Source organism: Pseudomonas sp. NFX5 (assembly GCF_049132125.1).
Taxonomy (GTDB): domain Bacteria; phylum Pseudomonadota; class Gammaproteobacteria; order Pseudomonadales; family Pseudomonadaceae; genus Aquipseudomonas; species Aquipseudomonas marginalis.
The window spans coordinates 166,224-188,902 of record NZ_JAFMZG010000009.1 but is presented as its reverse complement, the minus strand read 5'-3'; the positions used below and the strand labels follow the sequence as shown (position 1 = coordinate 188,902).

The following is a 22,679-nucleotide window of genomic DNA, read 5'->3' as shown; positions in this document are numbered from 1 at the left end:
GTTTATGGCAGTCAAGGTCCTGGTGGTGGACGATTCGGGTTTCTTCCGCCGCCGCGTCTCGGAAATTCTTTCCGCCGATCCAAGCATCCAGGTGGTCGGCACGGCCACCAACGGCAAAGAGGCGATTGATCAAGCCATTGCGTTGAAGCCGGACGTGATCACCATGGACTACGAGATGCCGATGATGGATGGCATCACGGCAGTCCGGCACATCATGCAACGCTGCCCGACCCCGGTATTGATGTTCTCCTCGCTGACCCACGAAGGCGCCCGAGTGACCCTCGACGCGCTGGATGCGGGGGCGGTGGACTTCCTGCCGAAGAATTTCGAAGACATCTCGCGCAATCCCGAGAAGGTCAAGCAACTGCTGTGCGAGAAAGTCCACAGTATTTCCCGCAGCAACCGCCGCAGCCTGTTCAGCGCGCCAGCCCCTGCGCCGGCACCGGTGGCTGCGCCGGCTGCCCCCACCAGTTCCTCGTTCAGTCGTCCGGCGCCAGCGCCGCTTGCACGGCCTGCCACGCCACCGGTACGAACGTCGGCACCGGCGGCTACCCATTCGCCTGCGCCCAAGCGCAAGGCCTATAAGCTGGTCGCCATCGGCACCTCCACCGGCGGCCCGGTCGCCTTGCAGCGCGTGTTGACCCAATTGCCGGCCAACTTCCCGGCGCCGATCGTGTTGATCCAGCATATGCCCGCCGCGTTCACCAAGGCCTTCGCCGAGCGCCTGGACAAGCTGTGCCGCATCAGCGTCAAGGAAGCCGAGGATGGCGACATCCTGCGTCCTGGCCTGGCGTTGCTGGCCCCGGGCGGCAAGCAGATGATGGTCGACGGCCGTGGCGCGATCAAAATCCTGCCGGGCGATGAGCGCCTCAACTACAAGCCGTGCGTGGACATCACCTTCGGTTCGGCGGCCAAGTCCTACGGCGACAAAGTTCTGGCGGTGGTGCTCACCGGCATGGGCGCCGACGGCCGTGAAGGGGCGCGCCTGCTCAAGCAGGGCGGCAGTGCGATCTGGGCCCAGGACGAAGCCAGCTGCGTGATCTATGGCATGCCCATGGCCATCGTCAAGGCTGACCTGGCCGACGCCGTCTACAGCCTGGACGACATCGGCAGGCATCTGGTGGAGGCCTGCCTCTGATGGATGTATTGAGCCTGATCGGCATCATCCTGGCGTTTGTCGCCATTATTGGCGGCAACTACCTCGAAGGCGGTCACCTGGGCGCCCTGGCCAACGGCCCGGCGGCGCTGATCGTGATTGGCGGCACGGTGGGCGCCGCGTTGCTGCAGTCACCGATGAGTTCGTTCAAGCGCGCGATGCAGATCCTCATCTGGATCATTTTTCCGCCGCGTGTCGACCTGGCCGGTGGCATCGATCGTGTGGTCAACTGGAGCCTCACCGCGCGCAAGGAAGGCCTGCTGGGCCTCGAAGGCGTGGCCGATGCCGAACCCGACAGCTATTCGCGCAAAGGCCTGCAATTGCTGGTGGACGGCGCCGAGCCGGAAGCGATCCGCAGCATCCTCGAGGTGGATTTCTACACCCAGGAAAGCCGCGACATCAACGCCGCCAAAGTATTTGAAAGCATGGGCGGCTACGCGCCGACCATCGGCATCATCGGCGCGGTGATGGGCCTGATCCACGTGATGGGCAACCTGGCCGATCCGTCGCAGTTGGGCAGCGGCATTGCCGTGGCGTTCGTTGCCACCATCTACGGGGTGGCCAGTGCCAACCTGGTGCTGTTGCCGGTGGCCAGCAAGCTCAAGTCGATTGCCATGCGCCAGTCGCGCTATCGCGAGATGCTGCTCGAAGGCATCCTGTCGATTGCCGAGGGCGAGAACCCGCGCTCCATCGAATTGAAGCTCCAGGGCTTCATGGATTGATGGGGAGTATTGCCAATGAGCCGTCGCCGTCGCGAGCCTGAAGAACACGTCAACCACGAGCGGTGGCTGGTGTCCTATGCGGACTTCATCACCTTGCTGTTCGCCTTTTTCGTGGTGATGTACTCCATCTCGTCGATCAACGAAGGCAAGTACAAGGTCATTTCCCAGGCGTTGATCGGTGTGTTCAACGACGCCGACCGTTCGCTCAAGCCGATCCCGATTGGCGAAGAGCGGCCCAGGACCGTGACCCCGGCCAAGCCGCTGGTCAACGACAGCGACGAAACCGCTGCCGGCGTGGGCGGCACCAGTGATCCGCTGAAAAGCATCGCCGACGACATCAGTGCCGCGTTTGGCGACCTGATCAGCTCCAACCAGATGACCGTGCGCGGCAATGAGTTGTGGGTGGAGATCGAGCTCAATTCCAGCCTGCTGTTCGCCAGTGCCGATGCATTGCCCAGCGACCAGGCGTTCACCATCATCGACAAGGTGGCGGCGATCCTCAAACCGTTTGAAAACCCGATCCACGTTGAAGGCTTTACCGACAATGTGCCGATCAGTACCGCGCAGTACCCGACCAACTGGGAGCTGTCATCGGCCCGTGCCGCAAGCATCGTGCGCATGCTCGCGATGCAGGGCGTGAACCCTGGACGCCTGGCGTCGGTGGGGTATGGCGAGTTCCAGCCGGTGGCCAATAACGCCACGCTCGAAGGCCGCGCACGCAACCGCCGGGTGGTGCTGGTGGTGTCCCGAAACCTGGAGGTGCGCCGTAGCCTGACCGGCACTGGTACCGCCAATGCAACACCGGATGCGGCCTTGAAGCGCGCTGGCACACAAACTGCACCGGCCCCTGCAAAGCCGCCGGTTCAGCAGAGTGCCGTCAATTCTCCGTCGCCGGCTCAATAACCTTATGCAATGTCTCGGTCGCGCGTGTGCCCACCGGGAGGAACCATCCGAATGAGAGTCTGGGCAGTTGCCAATCAAAAAGGTGGAGTCGGCAAGACCACCACCTCCATCGCTTTAGCCGGCTTGCTGGCCGAGGCGGGCAAGCGTGTGGTCGTGGTCGACCTCGACCCCCACGGCTCGATGACCAGCTATTTCGGCTACGACCCGGATGCGCTGGAGCACAGCAACTACGACCTGTTCCTGCACAAAGGCAACGTACCGGCCGACCTGCCCGGGCAATTGCTGCTGCCCACCAGTAACGAAAGCATTTTCCTGCTGCCGTCGAGTACCGCGCTGGCCACCCTGGAGCGCCAGTCGCCGGGGCAGAGCGGCCTGGGCCTGGTGATCGCCAAGACCCTGGCGCAACTGTGGCAGGACTTCGACTACGCGATCATCGACAGCCCGCCGTTGCTCGGGGTGCTGATGGTCAACGCTTTGGCGGCCAGCCAGCAACTGGTGATCCCGGTGCAGACCGAGCACCTGGCGGTCAAGGGCCTGGAGCGCATGGTCAGCACCCTGGCGATGATCAACCGTTCGCGCAAACAGGCGTTGCCCTACAGCATCGTGCCCACCCTGTTCGACCGCCGCACCCAGGCGTCCCTGGGCACCTTGCGCGTCCTGCGCGATGCCTACCCGGAGACTATCTGGAACGGCTACATTCCGGTGGACACCCGCCTGCGTGATGCCAGCCGTGCCGGGCTCACGCCGTCGCAGTTCGACGGCAAAAGCCGCGGTGTGCTGGCCTACCGGGCGTTGCTCAAGCACCTGCTGTCCCAGCAGCTTGTGGCGCAGGTGGCCTGATGATGAACCGTCCCGTCGAACTCAAGGTCAAGACCCGGCCGCAACTGGCACTGGAATCCTACCTGGATGCCTTGCTGCAGGACGCGACCGCAGAAGAATTACAGGAGCCTATCCTGGTGCTGGAGCCGGCGGTCGAAGTGCCGTCCTCGAGCAGCCTGGACGAGTTCCAGTTGGCTGTATTGGAAGAGCAGGCCCGCGATGCACTCGTCGTCCCGGTCAGCGTCCCGGTGGTCGCTCCCGTCGTACCTGCGGTGGTCGAGCCGGTCGTGGAAGTGCACCTGCCACCGAGCATCACGCCACCGCCGGTGAGTGGCGATGATCGGCCGGCCTGGGCGGCCGAGCCATTTGAATGTCTGCTGTTCGACGTCGCCGGGTTGACCCTGGCGGTGCCGTTGGTGTGCCTGGGCTCGATCTACTCGTTGGAGGGCCAGGAACTGACGCCGTTGTTCGGGCAGCCGGAGTGGTTCCTGGGCATCCTGCCGAGCCAGGCCGGTAACCTCAAGGTGCTGGACACCGCACGCTGGGTGATGCCCGACCGCTACCGCGATGACTTCCGCCAAGGCTTGCAATACGTGATCTCGGTGCAGGGCTACGAATGGGGGCTGGCGGTGCATCAAGTCAGCCGCTCGCTGCGCCTGGACCCGAATGAAATCAAATGGCGCAGCCATCGGGGCCAGCGGCCCTGGCTGGCAGGCACCGTGATCGAACACATGTGTGCGTTGCTGGACGTTGCCGAACTGGCCGAGTTGATCGCCAGCGGTGCCGTTAAAGCAATGCCGGTGAACAAACGCAGTTGATGGGACAACAAGGGCCGCGCGAACGTGCGGCCAAAAGAAGTACACACGCCGCCTACATCGGCATTTGAAGGGGTCAGAGATATGAACAAGTCAGCGTCCGCACAAGGTTTGGATGATCCGATCCTGCAATGGGTTACCTTCAAACTGGACAACGAAACCTACGGTATCAACGTGATGCGCGTGCAGGAAGTGCTGCGCTACACCGAGATCGCTCCGGTTCCCGGTGCGCCAAGCTATGTGCTGGGCATCATCAACCTGCGCGGCAACGTGGTGACGGTGATCGACACCCGCCAGCGTTTTGGCCTGGACACGGTCGAAGTCAGCGATAACACGCGTATCGTCATCATCGAGGCCGACAAGCAAGTGGTCGGGATCATGGTCGACAGCGTCGCGGAAGTGGTCTACCTGCGCCAATCGGAAGTGGAAACCGCGCCGAACGTGGGCAACGAGGAATCGGCCAAGTTCATCCAGGGCGTATGCAACAAGAACAACGAACTGTTGATTCTGGTTGAGCTGGACAAAATGATGAGCGAAGAAGAATGGTCGGAACTGGAGAGCATCTGATTGTTCCTTGAGGTCGCGGTGATTGTCCTGGCCCTGTTGTGGGCCGGGACCTTGGGTTTTCTGCTGCGCTACATACGCCAGCAGCGCGAGTTGGCGATGCAGCAGGCCGAGCGCGATGCGGTGCGTGATCGACGGGTGCTGGAGCTGGTCAAGCGGGTTGATCACTTCCAGCAGAGTGCGGTGAGGGTGGGGGACGAGGTGCATGAACTGCGCGCCATTCTCGCGCCGCTGCCGGACAAGCTGGCGCAGATCGAGCAGCGTGACCCTTCCAGCCTGTCATTTGCCCAGGCGGCGAAGCTGGTGGGCATGGGCGCTACCGTGGATGAACTGACCCAGTCGTGTGGCTTGACCCAGGCTGAGGCGCAGTTGATGAGTAAATTACACAAAAGCTGATTGTGCCGTGTATACCGTGCGCTTCTCGCTATGCCTTGAATGCCGCCTGCGGCTGATTGTGTCGGATGCGTCACCGTGCCATGTTTTTCCGTGGCACTTTTACTTGTTTGTGATGACCAAGCTACGCATGTAGGACGTTTCACTCACAAGGATGCGAAATGCCTGTTGATCCCCTCTCGAGCAAAACCCTCTGTTTGGCTGCCGTCTTGGGTTGCCACCTCCGCGCTTACCGCGCAATCAAATGCCGTGCTTCAAGATCGACCGCGTCGTGCTCAGTGGCGATCAGGCTGAAGATGTCCAGTCAACCCTGTCGATGATCCGTTGCAGGGACGTTGCATCGGTGCCAGCGGCATTGACCTCACGTTGAGCCACGGGCCATGCCAGGGACGCGTTGGCGGGTGAGCGGTCTACGCAAACCATGAGGAGGAACGCGATGTTGAGGAGCGGGCTGCTGTTGAGTGTTTACGCGGTGTTATTGATTGGGTGCACGGGCAGGGGCTTCCAACCGCCGCCGCCGGATTTTACCGATTGGCAAAAGAGCGGGGTCTCTGTAGAGGGCGTCAAGAGCAGCATGCTCGCGTGCGGGTACGAGAATGTGGCGGGCACGGGCGGCGGCTCAATCGATGAGAGACTGAAGCACTTCTATTGCATGAAGGACGCTGGCTTTACCCGCAAGGATAATCTGGACCTGTGCAAGCTTGGCCGCGTTGGCGAATCTCCAGTGTGCGATGGCCGCCGCTGATCCATCACTAAAAGGAAGCAAGGAATGAACGATCTACGCAATGGACTGTACGGCGTCGCGCTGGCATTGGCGGTGGCAGGGCTGGGCGGTTGCGCCTCGTCGATGACGGTCACCGGCGAGCCGGGGGTGAAGATGGGCCAGAGTTACGCCCAGGTGCTCGCGGTGGTCAGCCGAAACAACGCTGTGACCAAGCAGGTCGATGGCCAAGGCTTCCGGGCTGAGGGTTATTCGCCGATGTTCAAGGACTGCCGGATCAAGTACTTCATCTTCCAGGGCGCTGATGGCTTGCAGCAGGTGAAGTACGAACCGGCGCCAGAGCTGTCGGTCAAGCAGAATTGCCGTCAGCCGTAAGCGGCCCTTTATTCCTCTGCGAGTTGACTGCTGATGAGCCTTTTACGTGTGGTTCCCGTGGCGTTGCTGGTGCTGCTGACCGGCTGCGGCCAAGTGGCGAACATCCGCTCCCTGTCCACCGGCTACGTTGCACCGCAGACCGGCGAGACCGCCCGCGTGCGGTTGATCACCGATGGTCTGGTGCGCGCGGTGCCGGGGCGTGATTGCCTGGACTGGAACGTGCCGGGCGCCGGGGTGATGGCGTCGACGAAAGCGGGCTTCCCCGATCACAACGGTGAAAGCCTGGGCATGCCTGGGCCGATTTATTCGTGGGCGGCTGCGGTGTCGTCGGAATTGGTGGTGCCGGCGAACACGCCGATCGCCTTTCATTACTTGGGGCAATTGCAGTATTCCCGGCAATGCTCCGCCAGCATGGCCTTCGTGCCTCGGCCCGGGGTGGATTACATGGTGCAGGCGTCCATGTATGCCAATTGTTCGATCCAGTTGCATGAACTGCCGGCGGGCGCCAAGCAATGGGTCGCTGTGGAGCCTGTGCCCAAGGGCAAGCTGTCGATGTGCAACGCGATGGATAACTTCTAGTGAGTCGCGGGATTAATTTTCAACGCCCATGGCTTTTTTTCGGTCGCCCAGGGTCCACATCCTTCAAGCACCTTTGAATCCAGGAGTAAGCCACCCATGACCACCCCCAAGGCACTGTTGATCCTCCACGGCAAGCAGGCCCTCAACGAGGACGTGCGCAGCGCCGTGCTGGCCCGGCGCGAGCAGGGCTGGGAGCTGGCGGTACGGGTGACCTGGGAGGGCGGTGACGCAAAGCGCCTGGTCAAGGAGGCCCTGGAGGGCGGCTATACCCACATCATTGCCGGCGGCGGCGATGGCACCTTGCGCGACGTGGCCGAGGCCATGGCGCAGGCCAAGGGTGACGCCAGCCTGGTGCTGATGCCCCTGGGGACCGCCAATGATTTCGCCAAGGCTGCCGGCGTGCCCTTGGAGCCCGCCCAGGCCCTGGCGTTGCTGGATGTGCCGCCCAGGGCGATCGACCTCGGCCAGGTCGGCGGGCAAATCTTCCTGAATATGGCCACCGGCGGCTTCGGCAGCCAGGTTACCGCCAATACCTCCGAAGACCTGAAGAAAGTCCTCGGTGGCGCCGCCTACCTGTTCACCGGCCTGACGCGCTTCAGCGAGTTGAAGGCCGCCTATGCGGAGCTGGACGGGCCGGATTTCCACTGGAAAGGCGAGCTGCTTGCCCTGGGTATCGGCAACGGTCGCCAGGCGGGCGGTGGGCATGTGCTGTGCCCTGGGGCATTGGCCGACGATGGCTTGCTGGACGTCAGTATCCTGCCGGCGCCCCAGGAAGTGGTCGGCACCTTGCGCGAGCTGATGGGCAACGGTTGGGAGCTGGACGCGATGTTCGTGCGGGCACGCCTGCCGTGGGTCAACATCAAGGTCGCGCAGGGCTTGTACATCAACCTCGATGGCGAGCCGCTGGAAGGTGACGACCTGCACTTCGAGGCCTTGCCCAAGGCCCTGCGCGTGCATCTGCCGGTGGGTTCGCCCCTAGTCGTCCAGGCTGATGATCTGCTCGCGCACGGCAAATAACACCAGGCCCGCCACGTCGAATATCTGCAGGCGCTTCATGATTTGCGAGCGGTGGGCTTCTACGGTCTTGATGCTCAGGCCCAGGCCGTGGGCGATCTCGCGGGTGGATTTGCCGCGCACGATCAGGCGCAGGATTTCCAGTTGGCGGGCCGTGAGGTTATGGCTGTGGCTGGCGGGCGTGGCCGGCCCCTGGCTGCGCACCAGCGCCTGGTTGATCACGGTATGGGCGATCGCCGGGCTCAGGTAGCGCTCGTTGTTGCGCAAGGCCAGCAACGCGTGTTCCAGCTCGTTGGCAGTGGTGTCCTTGAGCAGGTAGCCGTGGGCGCCCGCTTCCAGCGCGCACATGATCAGCTCCGGATCGGTGTGCATCGACAGGATCAGCACCTTGCTCCTGGGGTGCACACGCTTGAGTTGCTGCAGCGCGTCGAGGCCAGTGGTGTGTTTCATGGACAAGTCCAACAGCACGATATCCGGCAGCAGGGTATTGAACTGCTCCAGCAATTGTGCGCCATCGCTGGCTTCGCCGGTCACCGTGTAGCCGGGAATATCCTGTACCAGCGCACGTACGCCGGCCCTGATCAGTGCATGGTCATCCACCAGGAGTAATGTGCAGGTCACTCGATAACCTTAGGGGCGCTGGCCCGTTCGAGGGAGCGAGGCGCCCAGGGGAAAAGCGCGTCGATCCGTGTGCCGTGGCCTGGTTGGCTGCTGACGGACAATGAACCGCCAAGCTGGTCAATGCGCTCGGACATGCCGGCCATGCCCCGTTGGCCTTCCAGGCCGGGGTTGATGGCGGGCGAAAAGCCCTGGCCGTCATCGCAGATGGTCAGCGACAGGCCCTCGGGCAGGCGCTGCAGGCGCACCAGCAGGTTGCGCGCCTGGGCGTGGCGCAGCATGTTGGTCACGGCTTCCTGGGTAATGCGAAAGGCCGCCACGGCCATTTCTTCAGGGATGCCGGTCAGTCGTTGCTGGCATTCGAGGCTCCAGTGCACCGGGGTGTTTTCCAGGGTCTTGAGCAGGTGCGCGCGCAGGCTGGCTTCCAGGCCCAGGCTGGCGAGCTGCCGGGGGTTGAGGATGGCGGACACGTCGCGCACCTTGGCCAGGGTCTCGTTCAAGGTGTTGCACAGCACGGTGCACTGGCTTTGCAGCTCCTCCGGCAGGCGGCGCTTGAGCCATTCGCTTTGCAGCTTGGCGGCGGTCAGCAACTGGCCGATATCGTCATGCAGTTCACGGCTGAGGCGATGACGTTCGTTTTCCTGCACTTGCAACAGGCGATCGGCCAACTCCTGGGGCTGGAACTTGATGGATTTACGCGAGCGCCATTGTTGCAGGCCAACCACCACCAAGATGGCCAGGTTGAGCAGCAGCACCAGCAGTGGCAGCGGCGCGGAGCGGCTGTAGGCCCACAGGCTCAGCAGCAGCGAGCCGAGGCACAGGGCGAGGATCAAACGGCGTGCGTTACTGCGGGACGCGGACCTTGCGATGAATGTCTTGAGGCTGGCATGCATAGCGGATGGAGCCAATGAAGGTTCGCTGCGGGAAGACCGGTCGCGGCTGACCGGGCTCTGTTTGGAATACGTTCTTGAATCGTTCTCAAGCAGGCTGAAGTTGAGTCACTTCAAGCGGGTGCATAGTACCACCACTCTTACCGTTGGTCGCCAGGTGCCGTGCCTGGCGGGCCTATTTAAACGCGCAACAACTCGAGGAATGATAATCCCAGAGTTAATGAAGTGAGGTTGTATTATTTCAAAGGGTTTGTATCGTTAATGGCTAATTGATATTGAATAGCCATTTTTCTCCAGCAGATTAGTTGGAGTCGTCGTTTTTAGATAACCCCGTGCTTGAATGCGACCTGATAACGCTTCAAGACAAATGGTGCATACGTTGTTGCGGATTGTAACTGAAACCCTTTTGCGGAATGTGCAGGGTGACCGTGTCAATCAACTTGGTCTGTTCTTCTTCATCCAGGGGCAGTTGGCCTGTTTTTGCATCGATCAATTCCAACTGCCAGGCCAGCAATGTCAGGCAGTCATGCAGGGCGTCCAGGGCTTGATCATGTAACTGCAACGGGTTTTCGGCGTTGGCGATCACGTCCTGGATATGCCGCGAGAACTCGCTGATCGCTTGCAGGGCCAGGCAATCGGCCTTTTCGGCGAGCTTGATCAGGCTGATTTTCATGCAGTCGATGGCGTCACTGTCGTTGCGGATCAAATGCAGGTGGCTCAGGCATTCTTCCGACTTGGTCAGCAGCTTTTCAGCCTCGCGCAGGAACTCAGGAAGTGCAAGTTGCCACTCGTTACCGTCGTTCATCATGCAAGTCTCCACAACATAAGGTCGGGTGATGAGAGGTCGCACCGGGTGAATGGCGTAAAACTACCGCTGAAAGATAACGGGAATCTGTAGGTTGCTTCTGAGTTTTCAGTAGGACGTTTATTTGAATGACGGCGACGGCTGTGCGTGGCCCCCGTGAGCGGGCTCGATTGCACACCTTCAGTTGCCGCGACGTGAGCGTCTGGAAAACCCATAAGACGAGGGCTGGGGATGGCAAACAAAAGCCTGACTCCATTCATGCAATGAGAATGGCGTCACATTAATGGCTATTAGATATTGCGAACATCAGGTTGGGCCTGATTGTGTATAGGGGAATCCCTTACATGGCGGAACCTTGCGTCGATTTGAATGTCGCGCAACGTCGCTGCACCGCCATATGAACAGGCCTCAGCAGTAAAGCATGATGTCAGTGTGACATCAATGAATTTACGTGGCATTTTACCGGGGTCAAGGTCCGGCGTTTGCCGCCGATAACAAGCTAACTGCACAAACACTTCGCGCATTACTTTCCAGCGCACACCAGGAGCTCTTAATGGCCGGCATTCTCGACACGGTAGACCAACGCACGCAACTGGTGGGTGAGAATCGCCTGGAGATCCTCATGTTCCGCCTGGCCGGGCGGCAGCTGTTCGCCATCAACGTGTTCAAGGTGCAGGAAGTCCTGCAACTGCCCAAGCTGACCCTGATGCCCCAGCGCCACCCCTTCGTGTGCGGCGTGGTCAACCTGCGGGGCCAGACCCTGCCGGTGATCGACTTGTCCCAGGCCATCGGCATGCGTCCGCTGGTGCCGGGCCCCAACAGCACCATCATCGTCACCGAGTACAACCGCTCGGTGCAGGCGTTCCTGGTGGGTGGCGTGGACCGCATCGTCAACATGAACTGGGAGGCCATCCTGCCGCCGCCGACCAGCGCCGGGCGCCAGCATTACCTCACCGCCATCAGCAAGGTCGACGACCAGTTGGTGGAGATCATCGACGTGGAAAAAGTCCTCGCCGAGATCGTGCCGTACAACGCCAAGGTCTCCCGCGAAAAACTCGACGACCCGGTGCTGGAACGCGCCCGTGGCCGCGAAGTGCTGCTGGTGGACGACTCCAACGTGGCCCTGTCGCAATTGCGCGACACCCTCGGCCAACTGGGCGTGAAGATGCACATCGCCAGCGACGGTCTCAAGGCGCTGAACATGCTCAAGGCCTGGGCCGACGCCGGCCATGTGATGACCGACAAGCTGCTGATGATCTTCACCGACGCCGAAATGCCCGAGATGGACGGCTACCGCCTCACCACCGAAATCCGCAACGACCCACGACTGCGCAAGCTCTACGTGGTGCTGCACACCTCGCTGTCGGGCAGTTTCAACGACTCGATGGTGAAGAAGGTCGGCTGCGACAACTTCCTGTCCAAGTTCCAGCCGGACAAGCTGGTGGATGTGGTGCGTCAGCGCCTGATGCTGGACGAAGCGTCCGCTTGACCTTAGGGTGACGGCTTTGCCCCTCAGGAATGTTGGCCCATGCTTCGTCTCAGCGCGTTGTACCGTTACCCCTTGAAGTCCGGCAAGGCCGAAACCCTGCAACAGATCGGCCTGGATAAACTGGGGTTGGACGGCGATCGACGCTGGATGCTGGTGGATGAGGCCAGCGGGCGTTTCCTCACCCAGCGCGCCGTGGCGAAGATGAGCCAACTGTCGGCGCTGTGGAACAGCAGCGGCGGCCTGACCCTGAGTTCGCCTGGCTACGCGCCGCTGGACGTGGCGTTGCCCGGCAGCGCGGCTGAGTTACGTGGCGTGACCATCTGGCGCGACACCTTGCGTGTGCCGGACGCCGGCGACGAAGCCGCCGCCTGGGTCAGCGCCTTTATCGGCAAACCGACACGGCTGGTGCAGATTCCTCTGGAGCGGGCGCGCACTACCCAGGCAGGTTACGGCCGCGATGATGACCAGGTCGCGTTCGCCGACGGTTATCCGTTACTGGTGATCGGGCAAGCGTCCCTCGACGACCTCTCGCAAAAAGTCGGCCGTCCCATGGACATGCTGCGCTTTCGCCCCAACCTGGTGATCGAAGGCAGCGACGCCTTCGCCGAGGATGGCTGGAAGCGCCTGCGCATCGGGGATGTGGAGTTTCGTGCAGTCAAGCCCTGCTCACGCTGCATTCTCACCACCATCGATCCGCACACCGGCGAGCGCAGTCCCGACCGTGAGCCTTTTGTGACGCTGGAGGCCTACCGCAAGACCGAGGACGGCGCGATTTTTGGCCAGAACCTGGTCAACGATGGCGTGGGCCGCCTGGAAGTGGGCATGCCGGTGATCATCCTCGAATAAGCCATGGGCCCATAAAAAATGCCCGTCTCCTGGGAGACGGGCATTTTTTTTGCGGCGCAGCGATCAGCCGCGGTATTCGCACAGGTAAGCGGTGTCTACCGCGACCTTCAGCTGGAACTTGCTGTTGGCCGGTACGTTGAACTGGCTGCCGGCGGCGAAGGTTTCCCAGTCATTGGCGTCGGGCAGCTTGACGCTCAGGGCGCCGGACACCACGTGCATGATTTCGCGCTGGGCGGTGCCGAATTCGTATTCACCCGGGGCCATCACGCCGATGGTCGCCGGACCTTCTGCGGTGCCGAAAGCGATCGACTTGACGGTGCCGTCGAAGTACTCGTTGACTTTGAACATGGGCGAATCCTCGGAAAAAGGGTCTGGAAAGGTCGGCCAGTATGCCCAAGGCCAGGGAAGCTGCCTAGACCGGCAAAATCAGCGGCAGCAGGCGCGCGGTGTTGCGTGCATCTTCCAGCGCGCGATGTTGCTGGCCCTGGAACTGCATCCCCGCCAATTGCAGGGCGCCATTGAGCCCCAGGGGCTTGTCCAGGCGCCGGGCCTTGGCGAAGCGTTGCTTGAGGTTGACATGGGGCGTGGGGGCCATGGCGCTGGCCAGGCCATGGCGCTGCCATTCGAGCTCCAGCTGCACGCGGTCGTAGTCACCCCAACTGGCCCAGCCTTCCAGGCGCGCCTGATGCTGGCCCAGCCAGCGCTCGAACAGCGGCCACACCTCGATGAACGGTGCAGCGCCGTCGATATTTGCCTGGGTGATATGGGTCAGCTGGCGACAAAAGGGCGTGAGCAAGGGGCGGCGCAGCGGCCGCACAAAGCGCTGGAAGTGGTCCAGCTCGCGGCCCTGGCGGTTTACCAGGCTAGCGCCGATCTCGATGACTTCCATCTCCGTCACGGGCCAGCCGCCTTCATCCGTTGTGGCTTCAAGGTCAATAATCAGCCAATGAGGCATCGCGCAGGTTCCCGTACTCGTCCTTTCCTGTTGGGGATAGAGCGTAGACCGGCCTTGTAGTTCCGACTAGGGGGTTATTCGATCTCCAGCAGAACCTGGCGATTGCGTACCTGATCGCCTGCTGTGACCTGTACGGCCTTGACCACGCCGTCCCTGTCGGCCTTGAGTGGATGCTCCATTTTCATGGCTTCGAGCACCAGCAGCAGTTGGCCTTTGGTCACCTGTTCACCGGTGCTGACGCGGACGTCGACGATGGCACCGTCCATCGGTGCCTTGACCGTGCCGCTGCCTGCGTCGGCCTGGCGCCCGGCAACCTGCTGGGTGCGGTTGGTGACGATAAGGCCTGGCAACCACAGCCGAGAGCCCTCCAGGTGATAGGCGATACGCCGGCGAATGCCGTTGAGCACCACGGTGGCGTGACGGCCATCGGTGCTGAGTGGCAGGGGGGCGGCGGTGACGGTGTGGGTTTCGCCGTCGACCTCCAGGCGAAAGGTGCAGGGAACCCGCGCGTTGTTGCGCCATCCCGCGAGGCCGTGGGGATGCTGGTCGGCGCTGTGTTGGTAAAACAGCGCGGCGGCCAGGGCGAGTTGATCACTTGTCGCGGCCGGGCGCGGTATTTCGCTGAAGTGCTCGGCGATAAACCCGGTGCTGAAATCACCCTCGATAAACCCTGGGTGCTTGAGCAGTTCAGCCAACAAGCGCTGATTGGTCGTCACCCCCAGCAGCAACGTGTCCTCCACCGCCCGCAGCAGTTTGCGCCGGGCTTCTTCGCGGGTGGCGCCATGGGCGATGAGCTTGCCGAGCATCGGGTCATAGAACGGGCTGATGGTTTCGCCTTCGCACAGCCCATGGTCAACCCGTACGCCCACGGCCGGTTCCCAGCGCAGCACCTCACCGGTTTGCGGCAGGAAGCCCTGGGCCGGGTCTTCAGCATAGAGGCGCACTTCCATGGCGTGGCCGCTCAGGCTCACCTGCGCCTGCTCGAGCGGCAGCGGCTGGCCGGCGGCGATTTGCAGTTGCCAGGCCACCAGGTCGAGGCCGGTGATCAGCTCGGTGACCGGGTGCTCCACTTGCAGGCGGGTGTTCATTTCCAGGAAGTAGAACCGGCCGTTGCGGTCGAGCAGGAATTCCACGGTACCGGCGCCGAGGTAATTCACTGCGCGCCCGGCCTTGAGCGCGGCCTCGCCCATGGCCTGGCGCAGTTCGGGCGTCATCACCGGGCAGGGCGCTTCCTCGATGACTTTTTGATGGCGGCGCTGGATCGAGCAGTCGCGTTCGCCGAGGTAAATCAGGTTGCCGTGGCGGTCGCCGAACAGTTGGATCTCGACGTGGCGCGGCTCGATCAGCGCCTGTTCGAGGATCAGTTCGTCACTGCCGAACGCATGCCTGGCCTCCGAGCGGGCGCTGTGCAGGCTTTCCAGCAGCGCCTCCGGCTGGTGGACCAGACGCATGCCACGGCCACCGCCGCCGGCGCTGGCCTTGATCATCAGCGGGTAGCCGATGCGCTCGGCTTCCCGTTGCAGGCAGGTGTCATCCTGGGCGCTGCCCTGGTAGCCGGCGATGCAAGGCACGCCGGCCTCGAGCATGGCGAGTTTGGACCGGCGCTTGCTGCCCATCAATTCGATGGCCTCGGCGCTGGGGCCGATGAAGGTCAGGCCGGCGTCCTGGCACGCGCGGGCGAAACCGGGGTTTTCCGAGAGGAAGCCGTAGCCGGGGTGGATGGCGTCGGCGCCGGTCAGTTTGGCTGCATTGAGGATGGCTTCTATGTTCAGGTACGACTGCTGTACCGGGGCGGGGCCGATGTGGACGGCTTCGTCGGCCATTTGTATGTGCCGGGCTTGGGCGTCGGCGTCGCTGTAGACGGCGACGGTGCGGTAGCCCAATGCCTGGGCCGTGCGCTGGATGCGGCAGGCGATTTCGCCGCGGTTGGCGATCAGGATTTTTGTGAACTGCGGCATTTTTTGCTCCGTGTGTATATCCGTTATTTAGGTAACGGCCACTTAGGGTTCCGCTCTTACAGCGGGTCACTTTTGGAAGGACCCAAAAGTAACCAAAAGGTCCTCGCCCCAACACTCGGCACCTCGCCTAGGCTCGGTGTGCCCTCACTCCGGCTTTGGAGCGTGGGCCGCCGCACTGGGCCATCCCTGGCCCAGTGCGGCTAACCCGGCGTCCTGCCGGGTTACCCACGCTCCAAAGCCTGCGTTCGGCCAGCGTGTTTGACGGGGCGATCCCACATCAAAAACAAAGCGAGGCGGCCTTAAAGCCGACCTGATCTTTGAAGCGTACGCGGTGTGGCTTCTACTTCCTTAACCGCTGACGAAGTCAGCAATCTTTTGATCTGCTCTGGCTCTTGATCTGCTTTTGATTTTGATCTTAGGCGCCCCGTTAACCACGCTGGCCGAACGCAGGCTTGAATCCGTGGGTAACCCGGCAGGACGCCGGGTTAGCCGTCCTGGGCCAGGGATGGCCCATGACGGCGGCCCACGGATTCAAGCCTGCGTTCGGGCATACCGAGCCTAGGCGAGGTACCGAGTGGTGGGGCAAGAGCCCTTTGGTTACTTTGGGGCTTTTCCAAAGTGACCCGCCGTAAGGGCGGAACCCATAGCCGCCGTTACCGCAGCAACGGATATGTACTCGCTCAAAGCCAACGACATGGTCGACCCGAAGGCCGCCACGGCAGCAAGCGCCCTCGCCACAGACCACAGAAAATTGTGTAGATACCCATGCTCAGCGGGCGTCACTTGCACCACCCAGGCTTGCGCTTCTGCACAAACGCCTGCGTCCCCTCGATCCCTTCCGCGCTGGTCACCGCCTCGGCAAACCACTGCGCCGCCTGGTCCAGCAGCGGCCCCACGGGCTGCTCCACGCTGGCCAGCAACAGCGCCTTGGTACGCGCATTGGCGCCGGGGGCGCAGCGCAGCACCTGCCCCAGCACCTCATCCAGACGCTCCGCCAACGCCTGCGGATCGGTCTCGGTGAAGTGCACCAGCCCCAGCCGTTGAGCTTCCAACCCATCGAACCGCGCCGCCGTCAGCGCCAGTCGCCGCGCCTGGGTCAGGCCGATACGCTTGACCACAAACGGCGCAATCTGTGCCGGCAGCAACCCCAGGCTGGTCTCCGGCAAACCGAACTGCGCCTGGTGATCGGCAATCGCGATGTCACTCACGCAGGCCAGGCCAAACCCGCCGCCCAGCACCGCGCCTTGCAGCACCACGATGACCACTGGCGACACGGCTTCCACCGCTTGCAGCAACGTGCCGAACGCCCGGTTCAGGGCCTGCAATTGATCGCCGGCGCTGACCAGGTCCTTCACATCGGCACCGGCGCAAAAATGCCCGCCTGCGCCGCTGATCACCACGGCGCGCACCTGGCTGTCCAACCCGGCCAGCACCGCGCGCAGTTCGTTGACCATTTCCAGGCTCATGGCATTGCGGCATTCGGGCCGGTTGAGGGTGATGTGCAACACGCCGTTGTGGGGTTCGAGCAGCAGGGTATTCATGGCTTTTTCCCCGGCAAAGTGCCCATCAACTTGCAGATGATGCCCAGCATGATTTCATCGGCGCCGCCGCCAATCGACACCAGGCGCACGTCGCGATAGGCGCGGGCCACCGGGTTGTCCCACATGAAGCCCATGCCGCCCCAGTATTGCAGGCAACTGTCGCTGACTTCGCGGCCGAGGCGCCCGGCCTTGAGCTTGGCCATGGAGGCCAGGCGGGTCACGTCCTGGCCCTTGATGTACTGCTCGGTGGCCTGGTAGACCAGTGCACGCAGACATTCGATTTCGGTGGCCAGTTCGGCCAGGCGAAAGTGAATCACCTGGTTGTCGATCAGCGCCTTGCCGAAGGTCTGGCGCTCCTTGCAGTACTCGACGGTGCTGTCGATGCAGTACTCCAGGCCCTTGATCATATTGGCCGCGCCAAACAGGCGTTCTTCCTGGAACTGCAGCATCTGCATCATGAAACCCGCGCCTTCATGGCCGATGCGATTGCGCTGGGGCACGCGCACGCCGTCGAAGAACACCTGGGCGGTCTCGGAGCTGTGCATGCCGAGTTTTTCCAGGGGCGGGCTGACGCTGATCCCTGGGGTGTTCATCGGCACCAGGATCAGCGACTTGTTGATATGCGGCTTGTCGTCGGAGGTGTTGGCCAACAGGCAGATAAAGTCGGCGCTGGGCGAGTTGGTGATCCACATTTTGCTGCCGTTGATCACATAGTCGCTGCCGTCCTTGCGCGCATGGGTTTTCAACCCGGCCACATCGGAGCCGGCGCCGGTTTCCGAGACGCCGATGCAACCGACCTGCTCGCCGCTGATAGCCGGGCGCAGGAATTCGTCGCGCAATTCATCGGAACCGAAGCGGGCGAGGGCGGGGGTGCACATATCGGTCTGCACGCCGATGGACATGGGGATGCCGCCGCAGCGGATGGTGCCGAACTCTTCGGCGGCGACGATCGAGTAGCTGTAGTCCAGGCCCATGCCGCCGAATTGTTCCGGTTTGGAGATCCCCAGCAAGCCGAGGTCGCCGGCCTTGCGGAAGATGTCGTGGATGGGGAAGCGCCCGGCTTTTTCCCATGCGTCCACATGGGGGTTGATCTCGCGGTCGACGAAGGCACGGACGGTGCGGCGCAGTTCCTGGTGTTCCTGGGTGAAGATCATTGTTCTTGTTCTCCGGTTAGAAGCGCGCGATGCCGAAGCTGTTGGGCTGCAACTCGCGGACGTCGGCCTCGTGACAGATATCCAGCAGAAAGCCGAGTAAGGTACGGGTATCCCGTGGGTCTATCAGCCCGTCATCCCACAGGTTCGCGCTGCCATAGAGGGCAGTGGACTGACTGTCGAGTTTTTGCGCGGTGACCTGTTCGAGCATGTCCAGCACCTTGGGATCCGGCACCAGGCCGTCTTTCAACTGCTTGGCCTCGGTGACGATCCGCAGCACCTTGCCCGCCTGGGCACCGCCCATCACCGCCGTGCGGCTGTTGGGCCAGGCGAAGATAAAACGTGGGTCCAGGCCGCGACCGCACATTGCATAGTTGCCGGCGCCGTAGGAGCCACCGACCACCACCGTGAGTTTAGGCACCCGTGCGTTGGCCACCGCCTGGATCATCTTCGCGCCATGCTTGATCACCCCTTGCTGCTCCGCTTCGGTACCCACCATGAAGCCGGTGGTGTTGTGCAGGAACAGCAGCGGTGTGCGGCTCTGGTCACACAGCTGGATAAACTGCGCCGCCTTGCTCGCGCCCTTGGGCGTGATCGGGCCGTTGTTGCCGATCACGCCGACCGCGCGGCCCTGGATGTGCAGATGGCCGCAGACGGTATGGGCGTCGAACGCTGCCTTGAACTCGAGGAACTGCGAACCGTCGGCCAGGCGCGCGAGGATCTCGCGCACGTCGTAGGGCTTTTTCGGGTCAGCGGGGATCAGCCCCAGCAGGTCGTCGATGGGGTACAGCGGCTCGGCGTAATTGCGTTTGGGCGCCAGCGGCAGGCGCTCATCCCAGGGCAACAGGCTGACGATTTCACGCACGATGCGCACGCCATCGGCGTCGTTTTCCGCCAGGTATTCGGCGGTGCCGGCGATCTGTGCATGCATTTCGGCACCGCCCAATTCTTCATCGGTGGCGACTTCACCGGTCGCCGCCTTGAGCAGCGGCGGGCCGGCAAGGAACAGCTTGGCCTTGCCGCGCACCACCACCACGTAATCCGACAGCCCTGGCTGGTACGCGCCACCCGCCGTGGCCGAGCCGTGCACCACGGTGATCTGCGGCAAGCCCATGGCCGACATGCGCGCCTGGTTGGCAAAGCTGCGCGCGCCTTCGATGAAAATCTCCGCGGCATAGTTGAGGTTGGCGCCGCCGCTTTCGGCGAGGGTCACCACCGGTAGTTTGTTGTCCATGGCGATCTGTTGCAGGCGCAGGGATTTTTTCAGGCCGGAGGGCGAAACGGTGCCGCCCTTGATCGCGCTGTTATTGGCCACCACCAGCATGCGCACGCCGCTGACGTAGCCGATGCCGGCGATCAACCCCCCGCCGGCGGCGCTGCCGTCCTTGTCATCATGCAGCTTGTAGCCGGCCAGGCTCGCCAGTTCCAGGAACGGCGCGCCCGGGTCCAGCAGCAGGTTGAGGCGCTCGCGGGGCAGCAGTTGGCCGCGTTTTTCGAACTTGGGCCTGGCCTCCTCGGCCTTGCCCAGCAGGGTCTGTTCCAACTGGCGCAGGTGTTGGATGCCTTCCAGCATGGCGGCGCGGTTCTGGGCGAACTGCGGGCTGTGGGGATCGATCAGGCTGTCAATCAGCGGCATGGTTTATTGCTCCGCCTTGTGTCGCGGCCGCTGACGATCACGGTGTAGCCCTGGAACAGGCCGGCTTTGAAGATCGAGTCGAAGGCCACGGCAATGCTCCTTTACGTGAGTTGATCGGCAATGTGTTGCGGCACAGCGATGGGGATTTCCAACAGCTGCTGGGCGAAGGCCTTGCCCTGGGGGTCGATGCGCAGGCTGGCGATACCGCCGCCGCCCAGGGCGTTTTCCAGCAGGAAATTGAGGCTGTGGCTGCCGGGCAAATACCAGCGTTCAACGCGGCCGTGCACGGGGTCGAGCACATGGCCCATCCAGTCGACGAGCACCTCTGGCGTCAGCGCTTCGGCAATCCACGGCAGGTACTCGGGGGCGCGGGCGATGACCCCGATATTGCTGTGGTTGCCCTTGTCGCCGGAGCGTGCCACGGCGAGTTTCACCAACGCCACGCTGGCGTCGGCGCGGCCTTGGGGCTGGGGCGGATCCATCGGGGCGGCAGGCAGGATCGGCGCGTCGGCGATGGGCAGCGTGCAGACGTGGCGTTGGCCCTGGAAGTCGACTACCACCTCACAGGCGGCCTTATCGATCAGGAACGAGAACAAGCGGATCAGCGGGTACACCGTCGGCCGCCCGCCGACAATCCCGGTCAGCCCTGGCGCCATGCCCGTGGCCGCCTGGGCGATCTCGCGGGCGAACAGCACCAGGGCCGGCTTGCTCGGGTGGCGCACCGCCAGCTTGACCACCACCTCGCGGCAGTCGTGGCGCAGGGCGCGGGGGCCATACGTCGCTTCGCTGCCCAGCAGTTCGATATTTACGTCGGTGTAGGGCGCCCAGCCGCGCTGGCTGAACAGTTCCGAGGTCTTGTTGATGATCGCCTGGCTGACCCGCTCGGCCTTGGCCACCGCGTCTATCCCGGCGATCAGGCAACTGGCGGTGCAGCGAAAGCCTTCCGGGTACGTGGCGCTGACCTTGTACTGGTGCGTTGGCGGCAACCCCTTGGCGCCGTGCAGGCGTACGCAGTTTTTGCCTTGCTGCTGCAACTTCACCTGGCTGAAATCGCAGATCACATCGGGCAGCAGATACACATGTGGGTCGCCGATTTCATACAGCAGCTGTTCGGCCACGCTCAGTTCGCTGATCAGGCCACCGCTGCCCTCGACTTTATTGACCGTGAACTGGCCTTCGGCGTTGACTTCGACGATGGGAAAGCCGATGTGCTCGTAGTCGGGCACGTCGCGCCAGTCGGTGAAGTTGCCGCCGGTACACTGCGCGCCGCATTCGATGATATGCCCGGCCAACGCGGCCTGGGCCAGGCGGTCGTAGTCCTGCCACGACCAACCGAATTCATGCACCAGTGCCGCGCTGACCACCGCGCTGTCGACCACCCGGCCGGTGATGACGATGTCCGCGCCCAGTTGCAGCGCCTGGGCAATGCCCGGTGCGCCGAGGTAGGCATTGGCGGAGACGCACAGGGGGGGCAGCGGCGCGCCGTTGAACATGTCGGTGATGCCGTGCAGGTGCTTGAGCCGGGGTTGCAGGTCATCGCCCAGCAGCACGGCGATTTTCAACGGCACCTGGGCTGTATCGCAGGCAGCTTGCAGGGCGGCGGCGCAGGCCTGGGGGTGGATGCCGCCGGCATTGCTGATCACGCGGATGCCCTGGCGCTGGATCTCGGCCAGCAGCGGTGTGAGCACCTCGACGAAATCCGTGGCGTAGCCGGCCTGGGGATCTTTCATCCGTGCACCGGCGAGGATCGACATCGTGACTTCCGCCAGGTAGTCGAACACCAGGTAGTCCAGCTTGCCGCCGTGCACCAACTGCGCGGCCGCGCTGCAGGTGTCACCCCAGAAGGCGCTGGCGCAGCCGATACGAACCGTCTTGCTCATGAGAAATCCTTCCTCGAATGGCTGGCAACGAGAATACCAAGCAAGCGCTTGGTTTGTAAACTCCGGTCACAAGTTTTGCCCAAGCGCTTGCTTGGGTGACTGGCACGGCCTAAATTGCCGGCCAAGACGTCAGTAGAAGTAGAGGAGAGCAGCATGGATGAGCACAAAGCCCTGCGGGTGATGCGCACCATGGTCGACGGCGGCCAATTGACCGACCCCGACAGTGCCCGGGGCAAGTTGCTGCAAACCGCGGCGCACCTGTTTCGCAACAAGGGCTTTGAACGCACCACCGTGCGCGACCTGGCCAGTGCCGTGGGCATCCAGTCCGGCAGTATCTTTCATCACTTCAAGAGCAAGGACGAGATCCTGCGCGCGGTGATGGAGGAAACCATCCACTACAACACCGCCTTGATGCGTGCCTCGCTCGAGGAGGCGAGCACCGTACGCGAACGTGTGCTGGCGCTGATTCGCTGCGAATTGCAGTCGATCATGGGTGGCAGCGGCGAGGCCATGGCGGTGCTGGTGTATGAATGGCGTTCGCTGTCGACCGACGCCCAGGCCCAGGTGCTGGCGCTGCGCGATGTGTACGAAGACATTTGGCTGCAGGTGTTGGGCGAGGCCAAGGCGGCGGGTTACATCAAGGGCGATGTGTTTATTGCGCGACGCTTCCTCACCGGAGCCTTGTCCTGGACCACCACCTGGTTTCGCGCCGAGGGCAACCTGACCCTGGAGCAATTGGCCGAAGAAGCCTTGTTGATGGTTTTGAAGGCCGATTGAGGCGCAAGCTATTAATTTTCCGGTGGAAAGTTGTCTAGCTGGACAAAAACGCCTAGCTTATCGACATCGATG

24 protein-coding genes are annotated in these 22,679 nt (G+C 62.7%); 14 read left to right on the top strand and 10 right to left on the bottom strand.

Going from position 1 to position 22,679, the window contains the following annotated elements; all coding sequences use genetic code 11:
- Positions 1-4: 4 nt before the first annotated feature.
- The 11 genes from J1N02_RS04810 (at position 5) to yegS (ending at position 8,064) form a co-directional block, all read left to right on the top strand.
- Positions 5-1,138: a protein-glutamate methylesterase/protein-glutamine glutaminase gene (locus tag J1N02_RS04810; RefSeq protein ID WP_421147202.1), complete on the top strand. Its 1,134-nt coding sequence runs from the start codon at positions 5-7 to the stop codon at positions 1,136-1,138.
- Positions 1,138-1,878 (top strand): flagellar motor protein, encoded by a 741-nt coding sequence (locus tag J1N02_RS04805; RefSeq protein ID WP_027603872.1) that lies wholly within the window; start codon positions 1,138-1,140, stop codon positions 1,876-1,878. Before J1N02_RS04810 ends, J1N02_RS04805 begins: the two co-directional genes overlap by 1 nt.
- A 15-nt stretch (positions 1,879-1,893) precedes the next feature.
- Positions 1,894-2,781: a flagellar motor protein MotD gene (gene motD, locus J1N02_RS04800; protein ID WP_027603873.1), complete on the top strand. Its 888-nt coding sequence runs from the start codon at positions 1,894-1,896 to the stop codon at positions 2,779-2,781.
- 51 nt (positions 2,782-2,832) lie between these two features.
- Positions 2,833-3,621, top strand: coding sequence for a ParA family protein (locus tag J1N02_RS04795; protein ID WP_027603874.1), 789 nt, complete (start codon positions 2,833-2,835; stop codon positions 3,619-3,621).
- Positions 3,622-3,623: 2 nt separating this feature from the next.
- Positions 3,624-4,418 carry a CheW domain-containing protein gene (locus tag J1N02_RS04790; RefSeq protein ID WP_027603875.1) on the top strand — a complete coding sequence of 265 codons (795 nt, stop codon included), beginning with the start codon at positions 3,624-3,626 and terminating at the stop codon, positions 4,416-4,418.
- Between the two features lie 81 nt (positions 4,419-4,499).
- A complete protein-coding gene (locus J1N02_RS04785; RefSeq protein WP_005790025.1) occupies positions 4,500-4,982 on the top strand; it encodes a chemotaxis protein CheW in 483 nt (160 codons plus the stop codon).
- The gene (locus J1N02_RS04780; RefSeq protein WP_092355175.1) at positions 4,983-5,375 is read left to right on the top strand and encodes a DUF2802 domain-containing protein; all 393 of its coding nucleotides are present in this window, start codon (positions 4,983-4,985) and stop codon (positions 5,373-5,375) included.
- Positions 5,376-5,808: 433 nt separating this feature from the next.
- Positions 5,809-6,117 carry a hypothetical protein gene (locus tag J1N02_RS04775; protein WP_027603877.1) on the top strand — a complete coding sequence of 103 codons (309 nt, stop codon included), beginning with the start codon at positions 5,809-5,811 and terminating at the stop codon, positions 6,115-6,117.
- Between the two features lie 24 nt (positions 6,118-6,141).
- On the top strand, positions 6,142-6,468 hold the full coding sequence (locus tag J1N02_RS04770) for a hypothetical protein (protein WP_027603878.1): 327 nt from the start codon (positions 6,142-6,144) through the stop codon (positions 6,466-6,468).
- Between the two features lie 33 nt (positions 6,469-6,501).
- Positions 6,502-7,047, top strand: coding sequence for a hypothetical protein (locus tag J1N02_RS04765; RefSeq protein WP_027603879.1), 546 nt, complete (start codon positions 6,502-6,504; stop codon positions 7,045-7,047).
- 96 nt (positions 7,048-7,143) lie between these two features.
- Complete coding sequence (yegS, locus tag J1N02_RS04760) at positions 7,144-8,064, top strand: lipid kinase YegS (RefSeq protein ID WP_092355172.1); 921 nt, start codon at positions 7,144-7,146, stop codon at positions 8,062-8,064.
- Here the strand turns inward: yegS and J1N02_RS04755 are convergent.
- From J1N02_RS04755 to J1N02_RS04745, 3 genes are all read right to left on the bottom strand, one after another.
- Entirely contained in the window at positions 8,023-8,682 is a 660-nt protein-coding gene (locus J1N02_RS04755; protein ID WP_027603881.1) for a response regulator transcription factor, read from the bottom strand. The genes yegS and J1N02_RS04755 overlap by 42 nt on opposite strands.
- Positions 8,679-9,572: a sensor histidine kinase gene (locus tag J1N02_RS04750; protein WP_027603882.1), complete on the bottom strand. Its 894-nt coding sequence runs from the start codon at positions 9,570-9,572 to the stop codon at positions 8,679-8,681. The genes J1N02_RS04755 and J1N02_RS04750 overlap by 4 nt, the downstream gene beginning before the upstream one ends.
- 355 nt (positions 9,573-9,927) lie before the next feature.
- Positions 9,928-10,377 (bottom strand): hypothetical protein, encoded by a 450-nt coding sequence (locus tag J1N02_RS04745; RefSeq protein ID WP_027603883.1) that lies wholly within the window; start codon positions 10,375-10,377, stop codon positions 9,928-9,930.
- A gap of 550 nt (positions 10,378-10,927) precedes the next feature.
- Here J1N02_RS04745 and J1N02_RS04740 point away from each other — a divergent pair.
- Together J1N02_RS04740 and J1N02_RS04735 are read left to right on the top strand one after the other, a co-directional pair.
- Positions 10,928-11,863, top strand: a complete 936-nt coding sequence (locus J1N02_RS04740; protein WP_027603884.1) for a chemotaxis protein CheV — start codon at positions 10,928-10,930, stop codon at positions 11,861-11,863.
- Positions 11,864-11,902: 39 nt separating this feature from the next.
- The gene (locus J1N02_RS04735) at positions 11,903-12,709 is read left to right on the top strand and encodes an MOSC domain-containing protein (RefSeq protein ID WP_027603885.1); all 807 of its coding nucleotides are present in this window, start codon (positions 11,903-11,905) and stop codon (positions 12,707-12,709) included.
- A gap of 63 nt (positions 12,710-12,772) precedes the next feature.
- Here J1N02_RS04735 and J1N02_RS04730 read toward each other — a convergent pair whose 3' ends face one another.
- The 7 genes from J1N02_RS04730 to J1N02_RS04700 all read right to left on the bottom strand — a co-directional run bounded on the left by J1N02_RS04730 (position 12,773) and on the right by J1N02_RS04700 (position 21,830).
- Positions 12,773-13,057 (bottom strand): pyrimidine/purine nucleoside phosphorylase, encoded by a 285-nt coding sequence (locus J1N02_RS04730; RefSeq protein ID WP_027603886.1) that lies wholly within the window; start codon positions 13,055-13,057, stop codon positions 12,773-12,775.
- Between the two features lie 64 nt (positions 13,058-13,121).
- Positions 13,122-13,664 carry an exonuclease domain-containing protein gene (locus J1N02_RS04725; protein WP_027603887.1) on the bottom strand — a complete coding sequence of 181 codons (543 nt, stop codon included), beginning with the start codon at positions 13,662-13,664 and terminating at the stop codon, positions 13,122-13,124.
- A 74-nt stretch (positions 13,665-13,738) separates the two neighbouring features.
- Positions 13,739-15,622 carry an acetyl-CoA carboxylase biotin carboxylase subunit gene (locus J1N02_RS04720; protein WP_368964294.1) on the bottom strand — a complete coding sequence of 628 codons (1,884 nt, stop codon included), beginning with the start codon at positions 15,620-15,622 and terminating at the stop codon, positions 13,739-13,741.
- Positions 15,623-16,401: 779 nt separating this feature from the next.
- On the bottom strand, positions 16,402-17,163 hold the full coding sequence (locus tag J1N02_RS04715) for an enoyl-CoA hydratase/isomerase family protein (protein WP_169897940.1): 762 nt from the start codon (positions 17,161-17,163) through the stop codon (positions 16,402-16,404).
- Positions 17,160-18,317 (bottom strand): citronellyl-CoA dehydrogenase, encoded by a 1,158-nt coding sequence (gene atuD, locus J1N02_RS04710; RefSeq protein ID WP_092355160.1) that lies wholly within the window; start codon positions 18,315-18,317, stop codon positions 17,160-17,162. The genes J1N02_RS04715 and atuD overlap by 4 nt, the downstream gene beginning before the upstream one ends.
- Before the next feature lie 16 nt (positions 18,318-18,333).
- A complete protein-coding gene (locus tag J1N02_RS04705; protein WP_092355157.1) occupies positions 18,334-19,950 on the bottom strand; it encodes an acyl-CoA carboxylase subunit beta in 1,617 nt (538 codons plus the stop codon).
- Between the two features lie 101 nt (positions 19,951-20,051).
- Positions 20,052-21,830 carry an acyclic terpene utilization AtuA family protein gene (locus J1N02_RS04700; protein WP_108573783.1) on the bottom strand — a complete coding sequence of 593 codons (1,779 nt, stop codon included), beginning with the start codon at positions 21,828-21,830 and terminating at the stop codon, positions 20,052-20,054.
- A 153-nt stretch (positions 21,831-21,983) separates the two neighbouring features.
- On the opposite strand from J1N02_RS04700, the gene J1N02_RS04695 reads away from it, so the two are divergent.
- A complete protein-coding gene (locus J1N02_RS04695; protein WP_027603893.1) occupies positions 21,984-22,607 on the top strand; it encodes a TetR/AcrR family transcriptional regulator in 624 nt (207 codons plus the stop codon).
- The last annotated feature ends 72 nt before the right edge of the window (positions 22,608-22,679 follow it).

Coding starts and splice junctions, on each gene's coding strand:
- J1N02_RS04810 (WP_421147202.1), top strand. CDS start 5: ATGGCAGTCAAGGTCCTGGTGGTGGACGATTCGGGTTTCTTCCGCCGC.
- J1N02_RS04805 (WP_027603872.1), top strand. CDS start 1,138: ATGGATGTATTGAGCCTGATCGGCATCATCCTGGCGTTTGTCGCCATT.
- motD (WP_027603873.1), top strand. CDS start 1,894: ATGAGCCGTCGCCGTCGCGAGCCTGAAGAACACGTCAACCACGAGCGG.
- J1N02_RS04795 (WP_027603874.1), top strand. CDS start 2,833: ATGAGAGTCTGGGCAGTTGCCAATCAAAAAGGTGGAGTCGGCAAGACC.
- J1N02_RS04790 (WP_027603875.1), top strand. CDS start 3,624: ATGAACCGTCCCGTCGAACTCAAGGTCAAGACCCGGCCGCAACTGGCA.
- J1N02_RS04785 (WP_005790025.1), top strand. CDS start 4,500: ATGAACAAGTCAGCGTCCGCACAAGGTTTGGATGATCCGATCCTGCAA.
- J1N02_RS04775 (WP_027603877.1), top strand. CDS start 5,809: ATGTTGAGGAGCGGGCTGCTGTTGAGTGTTTACGCGGTGTTATTGATT.
- J1N02_RS04770 (WP_027603878.1), top strand. CDS start 6,142: ATGAACGATCTACGCAATGGACTGTACGGCGTCGCGCTGGCATTGGCG.
- J1N02_RS04765 (WP_027603879.1), top strand. CDS start 6,502: ATGAGCCTTTTACGTGTGGTTCCCGTGGCGTTGCTGGTGCTGCTGACC.
- yegS (WP_092355172.1), top strand. CDS start 7,144: ATGACCACCCCCAAGGCACTGTTGATCCTCCACGGCAAGCAGGCCCTC.
- J1N02_RS04750 (WP_027603882.1), bottom strand. CDS start 9,572: ATGCATGCCAGCCTCAAGACATTCATCGCAAGGTCCGCGTCCCGCAGT.
- J1N02_RS04745 (WP_027603883.1), bottom strand. CDS start 10,377: ATGATGAACGACGGTAACGAGTGGCAACTTGCACTTCCTGAGTTCCTG.
- J1N02_RS04740 (WP_027603884.1), top strand. CDS start 10,928: ATGGCCGGCATTCTCGACACGGTAGACCAACGCACGCAACTGGTGGGT.
- J1N02_RS04735 (WP_027603885.1), top strand. CDS start 11,903: ATGCTTCGTCTCAGCGCGTTGTACCGTTACCCCTTGAAGTCCGGCAAG.
- J1N02_RS04730 (WP_027603886.1), bottom strand. CDS start 13,057: ATGTTCAAAGTCAACGAGTACTTCGACGGCACCGTCAAGTCGATCGCT.
- J1N02_RS04725 (WP_027603887.1), bottom strand. CDS start 13,664: ATGCCTCATTGGCTGATTATTGACCTTGAAGCCACAACGGATGAAGGC.
- J1N02_RS04720 (WP_368964294.1), bottom strand. CDS start 15,622: ATGCCGCAGTTCACAAAAATCCTGATCGCCAACCGCGGCGAAATCGCC.
- J1N02_RS04715 (WP_169897940.1), bottom strand. CDS start 17,163: ATGAATACCCTGCTGCTCGAACCCCACAACGGCGTGTTGCACATCACC.
- atuD (WP_092355160.1), bottom strand. CDS start 18,317: ATGATCTTCACCCAGGAACACCAGGAACTGCGCCGCACCGTCCGTGCC.
- J1N02_RS04705 (WP_092355157.1), bottom strand. CDS start 19,950: ATGCCGCTGATTGACAGCCTGATCGATCCCCACAGCCCGCAGTTCGCC.
- J1N02_RS04700 (WP_108573783.1), bottom strand. CDS start 21,830: ATGAGCAAGACGGTTCGTATCGGCTGCGCCAGCGCCTTCTGGGGTGAC.
- J1N02_RS04695 (WP_027603893.1), top strand. CDS start 21,984: ATGGATGAGCACAAAGCCCTGCGGGTGATGCGCACCATGGTCGACGGC.